This window comes from Paenibacillus alkaliterrae (assembly GCF_021532375.1).
GTDB lineage: Bacteria > Bacillota > Bacilli > Paenibacillales > Paenibacillaceae > Pristimantibacillus > Pristimantibacillus alkaliterrae.
This window is the reverse complement of record NZ_JAKGAP010000007.1, coordinates 142,153-158,132: the sequence shown is the minus strand read 5'-3', so window position 1 is coordinate 158,132 and position 15,980 is coordinate 142,153. Positions and strand designations below refer to the sequence as shown.

22 protein-coding genes are annotated in these 15,980 nt (G+C 47.4%); all 22 read right to left on the bottom strand.

Annotation, left to right across the window (positions count from 1 at the left end; translation table 11 throughout):
- Positions 1-7: 7 nt before the first annotated feature.
- A complete protein-coding gene (locus tag L1N85_RS04065; protein WP_235235034.1) occupies positions 8-982 on the bottom strand; it encodes a polyprenyl synthetase family protein in 975 nt (324 codons plus the stop codon).
- Between the two features lie 8 nt (positions 983-990).
- Positions 991-1,839 carry a menaquinone biosynthetic enzyme MqnA/MqnD family protein gene (locus tag L1N85_RS04060; RefSeq protein WP_235235032.1) on the bottom strand — a complete coding sequence of 283 codons (849 nt, stop codon included), beginning with the start codon at positions 1,837-1,839 and terminating at the stop codon, positions 991-993.
- Complete coding sequence (locus L1N85_RS04055; protein ID WP_235235030.1) at positions 1,802-2,476, bottom strand: UbiX family flavin prenyltransferase; 675 nt, start codon at positions 2,474-2,476, stop codon at positions 1,802-1,804. The genes L1N85_RS04060 and L1N85_RS04055 overlap by 38 nt, the downstream gene beginning before the upstream one ends.
- Positions 2,470-3,345, bottom strand: a complete 876-nt coding sequence (locus tag L1N85_RS04050) for a UbiA-like polyprenyltransferase (protein ID WP_235235028.1) — start codon at positions 3,343-3,345, stop codon at positions 2,470-2,472. Before L1N85_RS04050 ends, L1N85_RS04055 begins: the two co-directional genes overlap by 7 nt.
- Positions 3,342-4,058, bottom strand: a complete 717-nt coding sequence (locus L1N85_RS04045) for a demethylmenaquinone methyltransferase (protein WP_235235021.1) — start codon at positions 4,056-4,058, stop codon at positions 3,342-3,344. The genes L1N85_RS04050 and L1N85_RS04045 overlap by 4 nt, the downstream gene beginning before the upstream one ends.
- Before the next feature lie 8 nt (positions 4,059-4,066).
- Positions 4,067-4,936, bottom strand: coding sequence for a heptaprenyl diphosphate synthase component 1 (locus tag L1N85_RS04040; protein WP_235235020.1), 870 nt, complete (start codon positions 4,934-4,936; stop codon positions 4,067-4,069).
- 125 nt (positions 4,937-5,061) lie between these two features.
- A complete protein-coding gene (locus L1N85_RS04035; protein ID WP_235235019.1) occupies positions 5,062-5,640 on the bottom strand; it encodes a hypothetical protein in 579 nt (192 codons plus the stop codon).
- A gap of 155 nt (positions 5,641-5,795) precedes the next feature.
- Positions 5,796-6,017 (bottom strand): trp RNA-binding attenuation protein MtrB, encoded by a 222-nt coding sequence (gene mtrB, locus L1N85_RS04030; RefSeq protein WP_028610524.1) that lies wholly within the window; start codon positions 6,015-6,017, stop codon positions 5,796-5,798.
- A gap of 136 nt (positions 6,018-6,153) precedes the next feature.
- A complete protein-coding gene (locus L1N85_RS04025) occupies positions 6,154-6,429 on the bottom strand; it encodes an HU family DNA-binding protein (RefSeq protein WP_028610523.1) in 276 nt (91 codons plus the stop codon).
- 200 nt (positions 6,430-6,629) lie between these two features.
- Positions 6,630-8,108: a stage IV sporulation protein A gene (gene spoIVA / locus L1N85_RS04020; protein ID WP_235235017.1), complete on the bottom strand. Its 1,479-nt coding sequence runs from the start codon at positions 8,106-8,108 to the stop codon at positions 6,630-6,632.
- 291 nt (positions 8,109-8,399) lie between these two features.
- Positions 8,400-9,152 (bottom strand): DUF3939 domain-containing protein, encoded by a 753-nt coding sequence (locus L1N85_RS04015; protein WP_235235004.1) that lies wholly within the window; start codon positions 9,150-9,152, stop codon positions 8,400-8,402.
- A 10-nt stretch (positions 9,153-9,162) separates the two neighbouring features.
- The gene (locus tag L1N85_RS04010; protein WP_235235002.1) at positions 9,163-9,510 is read right to left on the bottom strand and encodes a 2Fe-2S iron-sulfur cluster-binding protein; all 348 of its coding nucleotides are present in this window, start codon (positions 9,508-9,510) and stop codon (positions 9,163-9,165) included.
- Positions 9,507-10,112, bottom strand: coding sequence for a nucleotidyltransferase domain-containing protein (locus tag L1N85_RS04005; protein ID WP_235235000.1), 606 nt, complete (start codon positions 10,110-10,112; stop codon positions 9,507-9,509). Before L1N85_RS04005 ends, L1N85_RS04010 begins: the two co-directional genes overlap by 4 nt.
- A gap of 19 nt (positions 10,113-10,131) precedes the next feature.
- A complete protein-coding gene (locus L1N85_RS04000; protein WP_235234998.1) occupies positions 10,132-10,428 on the bottom strand; it encodes a 2Fe-2S iron-sulfur cluster-binding protein in 297 nt (98 codons plus the stop codon).
- Positions 10,429-10,484: 56 nt separating this feature from the next.
- Positions 10,485-10,664 (bottom strand): DUF2768 family protein, encoded by a 180-nt coding sequence (locus tag L1N85_RS03995; RefSeq protein WP_235234991.1) that lies wholly within the window; start codon positions 10,662-10,664, stop codon positions 10,485-10,487.
- A 141-nt stretch (positions 10,665-10,805) separates the two neighbouring features.
- Positions 10,806-11,081: a stage VI sporulation protein F gene (locus L1N85_RS03990; protein WP_235234989.1), complete on the bottom strand. Its 276-nt coding sequence runs from the start codon at positions 11,079-11,081 to the stop codon at positions 10,806-10,808.
- Positions 11,082-11,160: 79 nt separating this feature from the next.
- Positions 11,161-12,195, bottom strand: a complete 1,035-nt coding sequence (locus tag L1N85_RS03985) for an NAD(P)H-dependent glycerol-3-phosphate dehydrogenase (RefSeq protein ID WP_268818131.1) — start codon at positions 12,193-12,195, stop codon at positions 11,161-11,163.
- A gap of 7 nt (positions 12,196-12,202) precedes the next feature.
- Positions 12,203-12,802, bottom strand: a complete 600-nt coding sequence (plsY, locus tag L1N85_RS03980; protein ID WP_235234987.1) for a glycerol-3-phosphate 1-O-acyltransferase PlsY — start codon at positions 12,800-12,802, stop codon at positions 12,203-12,205.
- Between the two features lie 12 nt (positions 12,803-12,814).
- The gene (gene der, locus L1N85_RS03975) at positions 12,815-14,137 is read right to left on the bottom strand and encodes a ribosome biogenesis GTPase Der (RefSeq protein WP_235234980.1); all 1,323 of its coding nucleotides are present in this window, start codon (positions 14,135-14,137) and stop codon (positions 12,815-12,817) included.
- 78 nt (positions 14,138-14,215) lie between these two features.
- Complete coding sequence (locus tag L1N85_RS03970) at positions 14,216-14,395, bottom strand: capping complex subunit for YIEGIA (RefSeq protein ID WP_235234969.1); 180 nt, start codon at positions 14,393-14,395, stop codon at positions 14,216-14,218.
- A complete protein-coding gene (locus L1N85_RS03965) occupies positions 14,388-15,305 on the bottom strand; it encodes a YIEGIA family protein (RefSeq protein WP_235234961.1) in 918 nt (305 codons plus the stop codon). Before L1N85_RS03965 ends, L1N85_RS03970 begins: the two co-directional genes overlap by 8 nt.
- The gene (locus L1N85_RS28145; protein WP_456238766.1) at positions 15,305-15,934 is read right to left on the bottom strand and encodes a YphA family membrane protein; all 630 of its coding nucleotides are present in this window, start codon (positions 15,932-15,934) and stop codon (positions 15,305-15,307) included. Before L1N85_RS28145 ends, L1N85_RS03965 begins: the two co-directional genes overlap by 1 nt.
- Positions 15,935-15,980: the final 46 nt, after the last annotated feature.

The window sequence follows — 15,980 nt, the reverse complement described above, 5'->3', positions numbered from 1 at the left end:
CGACTGTTTAATAATTACGTTTTCCCACAAAATGGGCGATATCAATCAAGTTCTTCTTCGCTGCTACATTCGGCAATCCCTCTAAAGCTTGAAACGCTTTTTTGATATAACGGTTAGCGAGCTGGTCAGCCAAATCTCCGCCCTCGCTCTTGCGAATGATTTCGATAGCGCGTCCGGCATCCTTTTGGCCGCCATTATCGCGGATAGACGCAATTTCCAGAAGAAGCGTCTCTCGGGCCCGCTTATCCTTTAATGCCAAAATAACAGGGAGCGTAATGTTGCCCTGCCTCATATCTGAACCAGGCGGCTTCCCGATTTGCTTCTCAGTTCCGTATAGGTCAAGCAAGTCGTCACGAATTTGAAAAGCCATGCCGACGTTATAGCCATATCGATATAATTGATTAGCCGTCTTCCTGTCTGTCTCCGCTGCAACAGCGCCAAGCTTGCAGCTTATGGCGATTAGAAGTGCCGTTTTACGACGGATGCGGCGCAAGTAATGGCGAACGGATTGTCCGGTATTAAAGAAATCCCGAATTTGCTCCATCTCTCCGATACACATTTGAACAAGCGCATTGGATAAAATTTGATGAATTTGCGGATTCGGCAGCTGCGAGGCTATTGACAGCGCTTTTCCATGAATGTAATCGCCGGTATACATTGCGATGCGGTTGTCCCACTTCGATTTTACGGTCAGTTGGCCGCGGCGAGTATCGGCATCGTCGATAACGTCGTCATGTACGAGGGAAGCCATATGTATAAGTTCAAGAGGCACCGCAACAAGCTTCATCACATCAAGCCGGTAGTCGCCGAATTTTCCTGCGAGCAAAACAAAAATCGGCCTAATTCGCTTCCCCCCCGCTTTGAGCAAATGCAAAGAAGCGTCGCTTAACAGCACATGGTCATCCGAAACGCTATGCTCAAGCTCTTGTTCAATTTGGTTAAGATCGCCTTTCATCTTTGCGTACAAATCTAATAGTTTCATTCATTCACCTATTGGGCAGATTGTTCTTCAAAAAAAGTAAGCTCCACATCCTCCGCAAGCAATCCCAGCTCTTTCGAATAGCGAAAGTATAACTTGAGACCTTCCTGCAGCTTGCTCCCAAAGTCATACTGAAGCGAATGGAAATACATGTCCCAATACGACGCTTGTCCGCCAAGCTGCGAGCATGCATGCGCAATGAGCGGACCTGAATGCGCTTTATTATATTGTTTGCTCGCAATCAGCCCGTTATATACGGCTTGAATGACATTCGGCGCTGCAAGCACAATTTCCTTCCGTGCCGCGACTACCGCATAGGTCATCCCGAGTCCTGTCCATTCATTCCATAACCGTCCCAGATCGATGACATAGTAACCGTCGCTCTTCCAGGATGCTTGAATGGCGGGATCACCGATAATCAGTGCCGCGTCAGATGTTTCGAGCATGCTGCCCAGCTCAGGCTCAGCAGAACTATAAACGGGACTGCATTCAAAATATATGGCCATTATTATTTTCAGTAAATTGACCGATGTGGCGGACGTTGTTGTCACGGCAATTTTCTCCGGCCTTTTATGCTCGATCGGTTCCTTCATAAATAGAAGAATTGAGTTGACGTTACCGATCGAACCGACTGACAAATGTGGCAACAATATATAATCCTTCGCATTTAACCCGTAAGAAAAGGACGATATCGCAGATAAATCAAGCTCGCCAGTCTGAAGCATTCGATTTAATTCAGAAGGTACGCGTGATATAATCTCATAGCTTTCCAATGCAGCATGCTTCTCGAACTCATGAAACAAGGGCCAAGCATTTGCGTAATCAATTCTTCCGATGGTGATCGGGCGATTCAGGCCCATTCTGCTCATCTCCCCATCTTCTGTACAAATCATGGTCAATATCCATATTATCAAGTACTTTGCCTACCAAGAAATTTACCATTTCGTCCATCGATTGCGGTTTGTAATAAAAGGCCGGCATAGCCGGAATCATTCTTACGCCTAAACGAGACAGCTTAAGCATATTCTCTAAATGGATCGCGTGAAGCGGAGTCTCCCGAGGTACAAGCAGAAGCTTGCGATTTTCCTTCAGCATGACGTCAGCTGCTCTCGTCATCAAATCATCGGAAATGCCGTGCGAGATAGACGCAAGCGTCCCCATCGAGCACGGCATAATTACCATTCCTTGGACGCGGAAGGAGCCGCTTGCAATGCTTGCTCCTATATCCGCATTCGGATAAAAAATGAGGCTCCGGTTTTGGATTGCGTCGCCAAATCGGCGTTCGAGCGCGGCAGGACGGCGAATCGTCTCCCACCCAAGCTCTTCCTTCAGCACTCTCCATCCTGCTTCCGTCACGACCAGATGGACCTGAAAACCAATGCGCAGCAGCTCTTCAATGAGACGGATTCCATAAATAGATCCGCTTGCACCGGTAATGCCGACGATCCAACGGTTCTTCCAACTCATGCCCTTTCCTTTCTTTTGCTCTTCTACCATTGGCGGATCACCAGCAAATCAACAATCGTGAATAAAAATAATACGACGCTCAACGTTCCATTCATACCAAAAAAGGCAGTCTGCACGCGGGATAGATCATTGGGCCGTACAAGCATATGTTGATAAAACAATAACGCAATGGAAATGAGCGTCCCTAATAAATACATCCAGCTTAGCGCTGTCATCCAAAATAACGCAATGAAGCCAACCGCAGTAACAACATGCAGCGAGCGGGCGATCCACAGTGCTCTCTCAATGCCAAACCTCGCCGGAATGGAATGCAGCCCGGCATTACGGTCGAACTCGAAATCTTGAGTTGCGTAAATAATGTCAAAGCCGGCGATCCACAGGGCTACCGTAATATACAAAAGCCATGCGGGCAAATCAAAGCCGCCAGTAACGGCAACCCAACCGCCAAGCGGCGATAAAGCGATCGTTAGGCCCAAAAAAATATGGCAAAGCCATGTAAATCGCTTCGTATAGGAGTAAAGCACCAGCAGCACGACGGCAATTGGCATTAGCTTAAGCGCAATCGGTGCCAAATTGGCGGTGGCTACAAACAGCAATGCAAATGAAACGACAATAAAAAGAAGAACCTCCGCCGACTTAAGCAAACCTGCCGGGAGTGCTCTCTTCTCTGTACGCGGATTGCGCAAATCGATCGCTTTATCAATCAGCCGATTCAAGCTCATCGCTGCGCTTCGAGCACCGAACATGGCCAGTGTAATCCAACCGATCTCTTCCCAAGACGGAAGACGATGCTCCATAACTACAGCGCCTAGTATAGCTCCCATAAATGCAAACGGCAAAGCGAATATAGTATGCTCAAATTTAATCATTTCAAAAATTATGCCTATTTTGCGAATCATTGCTGTCCATTCTCCTTTGTTCCCATATGAAGCGCCGCAACGCCGCCTGTCAACGGATAAGCATTCACCTGTATCAGGCCGGCTTCCTCAAACAATTTTGCCAGCTGTGCACGATCCGGGAACATTTTCAACGACTCGGGCAGCCACTTATATTCCTCAAAACGCTTAGCGACAAGTTTGCCCATCAATGGCAGGATTCGTCCAAAGTACAAGCTGTACATGGCCTTGAAAGGCTGCCATGTAGGCTTAGATACCTCCAAGCAAACGACTTGACCTCCGGGCTTAACAACTCTTCGCATTTCCTTCAGCACCTGTAAATAATCAGGCACATTGCGCAGGCCGAACCCAATCGTTACGTAATCGAAAGAGCTATCCTCAAAGGGCAAGCTCATCGCATTGCCTTGCACGAGTGAAATCTGATCGTTCAACCCCAGCTTGTTTATTTTGACAGCACCGACATCAAGCATGTTCTGGCTGAAATCCAGGCCGATCACCTTACCCGTAACGCTTGCATCCGCAAGAGCTATCGTCCAGTCGCAGGTGCCGCAGCATAGGTCGAGTGCAGTTTGGCCAGGCCGCACATTCATCTTCCCCATCGTGAACCTTCTCCAAGCCTTATGTCTGCGAAAGCTAATAAGATCATTCATGAAGTCATACTGCGGCGCGATTCTTTCGAATACGCCATGCACATGGCTCTTGGAATTCGTTTCCATCGTTCAAGTCACCTCGTCTCGTTGAGTGCAGGCGTATAACCGGCTCGTTTGTTTAGCAGGGAATCGACAATCAAATTCAATTCACCAAGCAGCTTGTCCGATTCCAGCTTTCCTGCAATTGCTTTCACCGCATCAGCCGACTGCTTCAGCTTGGCGGCAAGCTGATTGCGCACATTATATTTCTCCACTAAGCCCGCGATGAGGTCTGGTTCGATCGAGCTCTCTGAAAGCTTCCGGCGCTCTTCCTCTGTTCCCTCTTGCATGACATGCCAGTAAGCCCAGCTTTTCTCGAACCGCACTGGGCATTCACTGCGTTCAATTTCTTCAACCACTACCTCGCAACGGCTGATGGCGCCGAGCACTTCCGACCATACACGCGACAAATTACCGTCCAATACGCCCGAGAATAGCTGAAATAAAGTGCTTCTAAGCTGAACGGTCTGACTTAAATAATCTTCAGCATTTACTTTAAACTGTCTCATCCTCACGTAAAGGTTTACCTTCAGTCTATTCACCTCGCATACGGCGTGGCTAATTTTGGATATCATATCAATTTGACCGGCCTGCGAGAGCAGCTGATAAAATCTTGCGCTAAAATAATCGCCCGCCAGCACCTTCAGCTGTCGCGAGCGCATTTCGGACTCCGGGCGTTTCTCTTCATCCGTATCGATCAGATCATGAGTGTCCATTCCCAGCTGAACCAGCGATATGACAAGCGTATACAGCTCGCTATACTTCGTTAAAGAGTGCTGCGCATTAAGGAAAGCATATAACACGCGAAGTCTGGAATCCGGCATAGCCGGAAGCTCCGTATGCGATTGGATCATGTCGTATTCAACATACTTTTGAGCGATTTCAGATATACCGTATGGTTTCATGATTGGAGCCTCCGAACAGAGAAGCGCTGGATCGCTGCTCAATAATCTAAACTATTATAGCATAACTTTTTCTAAAGAGCATACGACTCCGACCTCTTGTTCAACAAATTGAAACATCCCTGCTCTTAGAATTGTGAAATAGAGGCAGGCTTTACCGAAAATCCCGATATCTGGCCGAAACGTTCCTCCCAAGCCGAGGTGAAGCTTACTCTCAAGCGTTCTCTCCAAAGCACGTCATGGACCGGATCGGCATAGGCCAAAGCATCCATATCATGCAGCAGCCAGCTATCTGATTTCCTTACGTCTACGGCGGCTAACAGAACTTTGCTTTCCGGACGCTCCTCCACAATTCGAATGAGCACGCGCTTCACATTTTCTAATTGTAAGAAAGATACGCGAACCAGCTTTTCTATATCGGAAAACCAAGCAGAAGGACGGCCAACTCCCGGTCTCACCTTCATATCAATAGACAAAACGCCATTGCTCCATTGGGCATTACTCAATCGTTCATTTAACTGGACCGCAATTAGAACGTCTACCAGATTGCGGTTCGTGAGCCGTAAAGCAGGAGTAGCCTTAAAGACTGCCACCTCGCTATGGCCCGGTGGCTTCTGCCATGCCGCAAAGGGCAGCGCACTCCATAACAGAGTCACTGCGAAAGCAGCCAAGCAAGCTGTCAGCAGCGGCTTAAAACTCTTCATCATGCACCTCCAAATACACATCGTCTTGATAACCCTCGTACAGTGCTTTCGCATTGTATAAATGACTCATACATCATTGTACGAGCGCTTCATGATGAATATTCGGACTATGCGCAGACAAAAAAAGCAGGCTTCGCCTGCCTTACCCTTTATTTCTGCTACTGATCGGTTTCCATTGTGCCGTACTTGGTCATAACCACGGCCTTGCCCCGAATTTTAATCGCTGACGTATGATCCGTAAATTGACAAATTAAAATTTCATTTTTGTCAAGCTTCTCCGTATGGTGAAATTTCGTATCTTGCCCGCGTGTTAAACCGATGACTTGTACGCCTTGATCCTTTGCTTTTACGACAATATACTCGCCATGTGTAGGCTCCATCGTTATCCCTCCGCTATTCCGAACTATCCATGTGAATTATAGTGCAAGTCTTCCGTTTGTGCAATCTCTTCCATCGCTCTAAGAAAGAAAAAACGCCCGAACGGCATTTCGTTCGAGCGTCGTTTGAATCCATATACTAATTGGATACAAGGTCCTTAAGAGATTTCCCTGGTTTGAAAGCAGGTGTTTTGCTAGCTGCAATCTCGATTTCTTCACCAGTTTGCGGGTTGCGGCCTTTACGGGCTTGACGCTCACGAACCTCGAAGTTACCAAACCCAACCAATTGCACTTTATCTCCGCTTTGCAGCGCATCAGAAATAGCATCAAATACGGCATCAACCGCTTTCGTTGCATCCTTCTTCGATAGATCAGTCAATTCAGCTACTTTAGCAATCAAATCTGTTTTGTTCATTGTTTCACCTCCTCCAAAGTATCGTTAAAGACTCATCATATCCCTCTTATTCACTGAAAACTTCAAAAATATACCTTTTGACCGAACAAACCTATAGTAATACAGCCGATTGGTTATTTCAAGTACTAACCTGCTTTTCGCCAAAACAAATAAGCCGCTTCATTACCGAAGCGGCTTATTTGTATTATAGAATGGTTTAGTTACAAAATAATAGCAATCAGACCGCCTGATCCTTCGTTAATAATTCGGCCCAGCGTCTCCTGCAGCTTATACCGGGCATTGTCCGGCATCATCGCGATTTTGCCCTGGATGCCTTCTCGAACAATCGAGTGCAGGGAACGGCCGAATATATCAGACTCCCAGATTTTGATTGGGTCATTCTCGAAATCTTGCATTAAGTATCTGACCAGCTCCTCGCTTTGCTTCTCCGTGCCGATAATCGGAGCGAACTCCGACTCTACATCAACGCGGATCATGTGGATGGAAGGTGCGGTTGCCTTCAGTCTCACACCGAAGCGAGAGCCTTGACGTATGAGCTCGGGCTCATCGAGCGCCATTTCCGCAAGCGATGGCGCAGCGATGCCATACCCCGTCGTTTTGACCATTTCAAGCGCTTCTGCGAAACGGTCATATTCACGTTTGGCATGCGAGAAATCCTGCATAAGCTGCAGCAAATGATCCTTTCCTCGAATCTCAACGCCAACGACCTCCATTAAGATGCGATCGTAGAGCTCATCAGGCGCGTACAGATCGATTTCGGCAACACCCTGCCCCATATTCATACCGCTTAAGCCTGCGCGAGCAATGAAGTCGTATTCCATGAACTGGGTAACGACACGGTCTACATCCCGTAATCTGCGGATATCCTTCACCGTATCGCGCACGGAGCTTTCATAGTTGCTTCTCAGCCAATGGTTATCGTTCAGCACCATTACCCAGCTTGGTAAATTCACATTTACCTCATGAACCGGGAATTCATAAAGCACTTCGCGAAGGACAGATATAACCTCTTCCTCGCCCATCGTGGCTGCGCTAAGCGTCATAACCGGAATATCATACTTTGCTTGGAGTTCACTGCGAAGCTGCAGCGCTTCTTCACTCTTAGGTCTAGTAGAATTAATAATGAGGACGAATGGCTTACCGACTTCCTTCAGCTCATTAATGACTCTTTCTTCCGCTACAACATAGGAACTTCTAGGAATTTCAGCAATGGTACCATCCGTCGTAACGACAACACCTAATGTAGAATGTTCTTGAATAACTTTACGCGTTCCAATCTCCGCTGCTTCCTGGAACGGAATCGGCTCATCGAACCAAGGCGTGGTAATCATTCGCGGACCGTTTTCATCCTCATAGCCCTTCGCACCTTCTACAGCATAACCTACGCAGTCAACCAGTCTTACGTTTACCTCAAGTCCATCGGTAACCTTAAGCTGAACCGCTTGATTAGGAACAAATTTGGGCTCGGTTGTCATAATCGTTTTGCCTGCGGCGCTTTGAGGAAGTTCGTCCACGGCTCTAATACGATCTGATTCATTCGCAATGTTCGGAAGGACGACCGTCTCCATAAACCGTTTAATAAACGTTGATTTGCCCGTCCGGACAGCCCCGACAACCCCGAGGTAAATATCCCCGCCGGTTCTCTCGGCTATGTCCTTGAAAATGTCCACTTTCTCCACTGAATATCCCCTCCCAATTGATTTTCCGGTTCGCCGCCATCCACCGGTCAATAGGGCAGGCCAGCGACGCAACTCGTACATGCTTTTTGGACTAGTAACATCTTATGTGCAGGGTTTCCGATTATGACGATTCTTTCTCGAAATCTTTTTTTCGCCAACTAACTTCCCTTCCAAGATTGAATTATATGACCATATACACATTACTATGACGCAAGCAAGTAAAAAAAGAACGCCAAGACAGAATGTCCAGGCGCGCGTGCTGATTAAGTATGATTTTAAGAAAAGCTTGTCCTAAGGCTGTGCCGCCTGCGGCTCCTTGTTCACCCAATGGTAAATCGGCGCCTTGACCGGCACAAAATCCGAACCGTCAACGAGAAGCGTCCTTAGATCGAACTGAGCGTCAAAATCGGATTTGCCGCTTTTTTGTATAAACTGCATAATATCGATGCCATAATCGGCGAAAACGACGCCGTTCTCATCCACTATGGCCTGAATGGTTTGCCCTGAGAATATGCTTCGAATCGCAGGCTCGGATTTGTTTAGTCTTTTATAATCGATTTGATAAAAACCAGGGTACATTTGCTCCCCGCTTGGAAGATTGCCGTTGCTTTGGATATAGGCTGTTACCCAGCTCTGGATGTCATTGATCTTTTGAAACGTTACAATATCCAAAAGCTTGATCCGCGGAGCCGTTTCTTCGTCGATAACGAGGAAATGATAGTTACCGCCGTTCTCAAAGGCTGCGGAAGGAATACCGGTTAAATAACCTTCGCGTCCAAGCTTGGCAAAATCAACGTGGAATTTTTCATAAACGGGCGTTTCTGCCGTACTATTTTTGATGGGCAGCATACCTGTTTCACTCATGTATTGGTCAATTGCTGCCTGTACATTGCGAACCGCCTCCTTCGGAGGCGCTTGATTTTGCTTCAGCTCGTCCTGCGGATACATGCAGCCCGTCAAGGAAATGATGATAAATAGCATAGCCATTAACGCCGGCGTATGCCGAATACGCAGGCGCAGCGCCAGCGTGTGAATACGATTCATTTTTTTCCTCCTACCATAAATTTCCGTCTTCCTCCGCCTGTCTGGCAAGCTGACGAGCTACCGCAGCTCGAAGCGGATCCAAAGGGACTTCAACATCCACCTTACCAGCCGCTCTCGCTTGGCACGCTAGACGGATGTGACTGCCATCCATGCCAGCCAGCTTTCTTCGCTCATTGTCCGAAATCGGCTGCAGCTCGCTTCCCGGCCGTACCGTCACCTTGCACATAAAGCATGCCGCCTTCCCTCCGCAGCGTGTTTTAATCGGTACATTCGCCCGTCTGGCTGCGTCTAACAGCGTCGTGCCCGGCTTCACCTTGATCGAGCGGCCGGACGGCCAAAATGTGATTTCTCCATTCATTTAAAGCCACCAGCCTCGCTTTTCGTAATCTTTCGGTGAATGCCTTCCTTTGCTTCCTCGGTGAACCCATTCCTAAATTCGATAGCCTGCAGCGCTTCCTCGTGTAATGAAGCCTCCGATGATATCGCCTGCGTAATAAGCTGAACCCGGTCATCCCGCTCTCTTAGCTGATTAAACCAAAGCTCATGCGCCAACGGAACAACGTATGCCGATAGGTTTGTTCCTTTAATATTTATTGATTCCGAATAGGGGATAAGCAGCGATTTCACTTCCGTCACATATTGACAGCCAAGCGCAGTTACCTGAAAGCCGCCCACCAATTCAACTTGCATATCGTGAATACGAAAATGACAGAGCGTTGACCGATACATGCTGGTGGTGCTAATTGTAGGTTCATCACATGCATAGTCTTGGAGCGCTTGATAGATGGCTTGAACTTCCTCTTCGTCGCAATAGATGTCCAAATCGCGCGGTTCCGCGGCTAAGGGAAGCCCTCGCAGCATTAATCCCGCGCTTCCTCCTACTATCCATTTTGCTTGACTTGCTTCCGTGGCTCTAACAATGACGGCCAGCACTTTATGGATGTGTTCATTTTCTGTCAACGCCGGCACTTCCTTTATACTAAAAATAGGTCTTATTGGCAGCTGAAATTTGGGCTCCAGCGGTTTTAATAATGGCTTGGCAGCCTAAACGGTAGCCTTCCTCGAATTCCTCCGGCTCCAGACGGTCCCATTCCTCGTCTGTAATGCCCTCCAACTGGTCTGCGCCCTCCGTTACAATGCAACGGCAGCGTGCACAGGTTCCGCGCGCGCACGAGAAGCTCCAATCCACATCATGCTTCAAAGCGAGATCGAGCAGTGACAGGCCCTCCTCCGCATCTACGACCGCCGTTTTCGTTTTTCCCTTTAATTCAATCATTGTATGTCGTTGTCTCCCTTTCTGCTTGTTCCTTCCAGCGTTGTATGTATCTCGTGTTAAATAATGGATATAAGACCGCATATAAAACCAATGATGAGAATCACAAAAGCGATAAGGGATAATACAAACTTTATAATACCTTTCGTTTTTAAACGAGCGAAAGTTATTAACAAAGCCGCAATAGCCATCATCCCTATGCCAAATAGCGAAACCCACATTTTTGTCATTGCATCCATAGTCGTTCCATTCTCCTAATCTATAACATAATGAGTTCTCACTCATTATAACATCGGACAAAAAAAAGGACAAAAGCCGACAGGGCCCGGCGCCGAATATGAAAATTCGGAACGTCTCCCACTGCTTTTGCCGCTACACTATTATTTCTTCATCATCATATTTATTAATGATTCCATATTAGCCGTGCTCATACCCGTTGCTTTGACGGCTTTCACGATATCATTTACCGTCGAATCAGCAACTTTCACTTTTGCCATTTCCGAAACCTGCTTGATAAGCTTGCGAAGCTCAGCCTCATCCTGCATCGTTTCAGCTGTTATCCCGCTTGCTATTTTTTTAACTGAATTTTCGGTAATGCCTTTGCCGGTTTTTTTATTTATCGCATTCAAAACGTCTTTAGATAAATTTTTCGACATCTCCTACACCTCCAGGATGCGATTAAGTGTTGCTCCATGCATCATATGAGGAGAATTCTGGTTTGGTGTAGGCGATCGATTATACGAGCTCTTCGATTTCGTGCGTACGGAGGCGTCCCATTAAATGCTCTACAGCCTTTCTTGGCTCCTTGTTTGCGAACAATACCTCGTACAGCTGAAACGTTATCGGCATTTCGACATCATATTGCTTCGCTAGATCATAGGCTGCCCTTGTTGTTTTGACGCCTTCTACGACCATCCCCATCCGGCTCAAAACCTCATCAAGCGGCGTACCGTCAGCAAGCATGTATCCAGCCCGCCAATTGCGGCTGTGCTTGCTTGTACAAGTTACGACAAGATCGCCCACCCCCGCCAGTCCGGCGAATGTGAGCGGGTTGGCCCCCATCACCGAACCAAGTCTGCCAATTTCCGCTAAGCCTCTCGTCAATAAGGCAGCTTTGGCATTATCACCAAAGCTAAGTCCGTCCGTTAAGCCTGCACCCAGCGCAATTATATTTTTAATCGCGCCGGCGACCTCAACTCCGACTACGTCAGGGTTTGTATAAACGCGAAAGTGCGTATTCATCAATGCGTCCTGCGCCTGCTCTGCCGCTTGAATTGAAGCGGAGGCGACGACAACCGTTGTCGGCTGTTTCCGAATAACCTCCTCGGCATGGCTTGGTCCGGAAAGCACGACAAGCTGTTCAGGGCTTCGCCCAAGCTCTTCCGACAACACAGTAGTCATCCGTTTGAGCGTGTCGGTCTCAAAGCCTTTTGTCGCGTGCACAATCAACGTCTCTGCGGACAAGAATGGCGCCGCTTGCTTTGCAACTTCTCTCATAGCGCCGGAAGGCGCAACGAACAAAGCAAGCTCCACATCGTGAAGCGCTTGCTTCAAATCCGTTGTGGCATGAATGAGGTCCGGTAGCTGCATCTCCGGTAAAAATTTACTGTTCACCCGAGTCCGATTGATGCTGTCCGCTTGTTCCCCGTTTCGCGTCCAAAGCATAACCTGATAACCGTTATTCGCGAGGACTGACGCTAAGGCCGTGCCCCAGCTGCCTGCTACGAGCACAGCCGCGCGTTTAATTGTTGAATGATTATGGTCGGTCATGCAAAGTTCACGATCCCTTCTTTGCGCCAAGCTTATTCTCTGTGCCTTGGAGCAGCTTCACAATATTCGTCTTATGACGAACGAACGCAAATAAACAAATGAGCAGGCTTGCGCTAAGTAACGGCACTGAAAAATAAAAGATAGAAATAAATAATGGCGTCAAAGCCGCGAACAATAATGAACCCAAAGAAACATATCGGGTCAAAACAATGGTTAGGATAGCGATCAGACCCGCGCAAAGAGCGGGAACGAAGGCAAGCGTAGCAATAACGCCTACGGTTGTCGCGATGCCTTTGCCCCCCTTAAAACGAAACCATATCGGCCAATTATGGCCGACGATCGCAGCTAGACCGCATAATACAGGGATCCAGCCGTTGTCGCTAAGGCAGTGCCCGATCCAAACCGCTGCTATCCCCTTTGCGATATCCAGCAGAAACACGAGTATGCCAGGGCCTTTGCCAAGTACCCTTAACGTGTTTGTAGCACCGGCATTACCGCTGCCATGCTGACGGATATCTATACCCTTAACCCATTTGGCAATGACGATACTGAAAGAAATTGAACCTAACAAATAGCTTAAAACAACCGCGATTACTCCGTATAACAAGCTCCTTCTCCCCTAATCTTCTTCGGACTTACGACGTGAGAATATTCGTATTGGTGTTCCTTCAAAATCAAAAGCTGCGCGAATTTTGTTTTCCAGGTAACGCTCGTAAGAGAAATGCATAATCTCCGGATCGTTCACAAAGACAACGATCGTCGGCGGTTTGGTTGCTACTTGAGTGACATAATTAATGCGCAATCTCTTCCCTTTGTCGGATGGAGGAGGATTGATAGCAACCGCATCAGAAATAACATCATTGAGCAAATGGGTTTGAATGCGCATGGCATGCTGCTCCGAAACATGATTAACGACGGGAAGCAACTTTTGTAAGCGCTGTTTCGTCAATGCAGATAGATAAACAACCGGTGCGTAAGACATGAACAAGAAATGATCGCGGATACTTGTTGTAAACTGTTGCATCGTCTTTTCGTCTTTATCTACAACGTCCCACTTATTCACTACGAAAATAGAAGCTTTGCCCGCTTCATGCGCGTATCCCGCAATATGCTTGTCCTGTTCAATGATTCCTTCTTCTCCGTTGATTAGGACTAGAACAACATCGGCGCGCTCAATCGCCTTCATCGCCCGCATTACGCTGTACTTCTCTGTGGATTCATAAACTTTTCCGCGCTTGCGCATGCCTGCCGTATCGATAAGGACGTAACGCTGGCCATCCCGTTCGAACGGTGTATCGATCGCATCGCGGGTCGTTCCTGCAACGTTGCTTACGATAACGCGGTCCTCACCTAGCAAGGCGTTCACAAGGGAAGACTTTCCTACATTCGGTCGGCCGATGAGCGCAACGCGAATAACATCCTCATCATAGCCGTCATCTGTCAAATCAGGCAGCAGCTCAACTGCGGCATCAAGCAAATCGCCGATGCCAAGTCCGTGAGAACCGGAAATCGCAATAGGCTGACCAAATCCGAGTCCGTAAAACTCGTAAACTTCATCCATGCGGCTTTGATTATCCACTTTATTCACGGCCACAACGACTGGTTTACGGGAACGGAACAGCATTTGTGCGACTTCGTCATCCGCATGCGTCAATCCGGATTTTGCATCGACCATAAACAGGATAACATCCGCTTCTTCAATAGCCAACTCTGCCTGCATGCGGACGGATTTCATAATCTCGTCTTCACCATCAATTTCAATACCGCCAGTATCAATGATGCTAAACGGTTTTCCGTTCCATTCACCGGCGCCATATAGCCGGTCGCGGGTGATACCCGGTTTATCTTCAACAATAGCTAGGCGGTCGCCGATGACACGATTAAATATGGTGGACTTACCCACATTCGGACGCCCGACGATAGCGATAACGGGTCTTGCCATAGTTAGTTTTCCACTCCTTCAAAAATACTCACGTTAATCATCATAGCAAAAAAGTGCGTTCTTGGCTAACTTTTCATACTATCGGCGGTTGACCAGTATGATCGTACCATTTTTCAAATCATGTGCGCTTGCATCTAAAATCTTTTCCAGAAGAAACGAGGTCTGTTCGAGTTCTTCCTTGCTTCCCGCGATGAAAATAGGCGTGCCTCCGCCTACATCATCCGCTTTCAAACTTACGACCGCGACGATTTCAGCCATGGTCAACGGCCTCCTTCTTATTCACTGAAGCTTCCGTTGGCATTCGCACTGCCGATTCCAAGATTGGCGCTCGCAAAATAATTTCCTTCCCTTTATCGGCGTCCAATTCCTGAGGCAGTAAAAACACGGCCAATCGCCCATCCTTCATATCCAATTTCGTCAGCGGAATGAGCATCGGCTCACCTGAATCACGGTACACGCCGAGAATAGTCGCCAAATCGAAGAGAATAGCTTGCCGTTGACCAAGATTGCTAATTGTCACCTTCCCGTTGGCATTGTAGGGCATTACAATAAACCCCATTCCGCGCTCCGCGATAATTTCTTGATTTGTTTTTAAGCCGACATTCATGATGTAAATATCATCGACGTATAAATCCGGACCGTCTATCCGCACTTCACCTTGCTTTACCGCTGCAATATGAGCCATTGATTTTCCAGATTTGAGTTTCTCTACCAGCAGAAGCGACAGCCCGCCCGCTATAATTCCTATCCATACGTTCAATAATATAGCAAACAGACTCGTCAACATAGCCGTCATTATAACTAAATAATTACGTCCTTCAAACATCATGGCAATACCTTCAATATAAGTGGAGCCTCTCCCTACCAGCTCCAATTCGTCTATTTTGGTTAGCGTTTCTCTTTCCATTTTCCGAACGTCCCGAAATTGCTGCGCTGCTAACGTTAGAAAAGTAATAGCCGTATAGTCTTTATTGAATAAGGCAGGTACGGCTACAGCCCCAAGCGCAGCTGCTATGACCCCTAGTGAAATATGTATGATACGGCCGTGGGTATGAGTCGGATATTGTCGATAATCCGTCCTCAGCATCAGCATTCGTGATATAATACCCAACACGATGCCGGCTAACACGCCTACTAGAAATTTATTATGGACGAGAAACTGATGCATTATGAGGATCTGCCTCCTTTTATGTGCCAAAGCATAATGCCAAGTTTCGAAATTGTCATACGTATTAATTTAAGCAGCAAGCTGAAGAGTCTAGCCGATGCGATCGCAATCCAAAAGCTATCCCACCATGACAGCGAACCAATTTGTGCCGTGTAAGCTCCCGATTGCAAAACGGCATTAAGACACTCGCCTAATACGGCGCCCCATATAATCAAGCCGAATTGATGCTTTGCCTCAGACGTGAAAGCTCCGCAAAGCAAGCCTCCTATTATTGGCGCGTCCCAGCTTGGGTCCAGCCAATAAAATACGGGATCATAGATATATATTTTACGTATTGAACCCCATATAACAGCAATCATAAATGCGCAGAGGACTAAGTAACCTCTGTAACTCCAATTTTCTGAGCCTCGCAGCAAAAAAAAAGTCGATAGCAACAACAAACAAACAGTTACATGAAGTTGGACTTGTACAACAGCTGGCATTGGAGACCACCATATTGAGCTCGGAAGAAGCACTGCGATCAGAATTCCTAACAAGCCAATCGTGCGCTTGCTAATATCCGGTGCCACATAGGGCTTCCACCCGGTAGCGACCAATGTTGCCATAATGACCATAATCCATATGGACATATATCCATGATTCATGAGTATTCACCTCTAGCCCCTATTATGCGCT

Bases quoted from the DNA above. Each gene is read 5' to 3' on its own strand.
- L1N85_RS04065 (WP_235235034.1), bottom strand. From the start codon at position 982: ATGAAACTATTAGATTTGTACGCAAAGATGAAAGGCGATCTTAACCAA.
- L1N85_RS04060 (WP_235235032.1), bottom strand. From the start codon at position 1,839: ATGGGCCTGAATCGCCCGATCACCATCGGAAGAATTGATTACGCAAAT.
- L1N85_RS04055 (WP_235235030.1), bottom strand. From the start codon at position 2,476: ATGGTAGAAGAGCAAAAGAAAGGAAAGGGCATGAGTTGGAAGAACCGT.
- L1N85_RS04050 (WP_235235028.1), bottom strand. From the start codon at position 3,345: ATGATTCGCAAAATAGGCATAATTTTTGAAATGATTAAATTTGAGCAT.
- L1N85_RS04045 (WP_235235021.1), bottom strand. From the start codon at position 4,058: ATGGAAACGAATTCCAAGAGCCATGTGCATGGCGTATTCGAAAGAATC.
- L1N85_RS04040 (WP_235235020.1), bottom strand. From the start codon at position 4,936: ATGAAACCATACGGTATATCTGAAATCGCTCAAAAGTATGTTGAATAC.
- L1N85_RS04035 (WP_235235019.1), bottom strand. From the start codon at position 5,640: ATGATGAAGAGTTTTAAGCCGCTGCTGACAGCTTGCTTGGCTGCTTTC.
- mtrB (WP_028610524.1), bottom strand. From the start codon at position 6,017: ATGGAGCCTACACATGGCGAGTATATTGTCGTAAAAGCAAAGGATCAA.
- L1N85_RS04025 (WP_028610523.1), bottom strand. From the start codon at position 6,429: ATGAACAAAACAGATTTGATTGCTAAAGTAGCTGAATTGACTGATCTA.
- L1N85_RS04015 (WP_235235004.1), bottom strand. From the start codon at position 9,152: ATGAATCGTATTCACACGCTGGCGCTGCGCCTGCGTATTCGGCATACG.
- L1N85_RS04010 (WP_235235002.1), bottom strand. From the start codon at position 9,510: ATGAATGGAGAAATCACATTTTGGCCGTCCGGCCGCTCGATCAAGGTG.
- L1N85_RS04000 (WP_235234998.1), bottom strand. From the start codon at position 10,428: ATGATTGAATTAAAGGGAAAAACGAAAACGGCGGTCGTAGATGCGGAG.
- L1N85_RS03995 (WP_235234991.1), bottom strand. From the start codon at position 10,664: ATGGATGCAATGACAAAAATGTGGGTTTCGCTATTTGGCATAGGGATG.
- L1N85_RS03990 (WP_235234989.1), bottom strand. From the start codon at position 11,081: ATGTCGAAAAATTTATCTAAAGACGTTTTGAATGCGATAAATAAAAAA.
- L1N85_RS03985 (WP_268818131.1), bottom strand. From the start codon at position 12,195: ATGACCGACCATAATCATTCAACAATTAAACGCGCGGCTGTGCTCGTA.
- der (WP_235234980.1), bottom strand. From the start codon at position 14,137: ATGGCAAGACCCGTTATCGCTATCGTCGGGCGTCCGAATGTGGGTAAG.
- L1N85_RS03970 (WP_235234969.1), bottom strand. From the start codon at position 14,395: ATGGCTGAAATCGTCGCGGTCGTAAGTTTGAAAGCGGATGATGTAGGC.
- L1N85_RS03965 (WP_235234961.1), bottom strand. From the start codon at position 15,305: ATGCATCAGTTTCTCGTCCATAATAAATTTCTAGTAGGCGTGTTAGCC.
- L1N85_RS28145 (WP_456238766.1), bottom strand. From the start codon at position 15,934: ATGTCCATATGGATTATGGTCATTATGGCAACATTGGTCGCTACCGGG.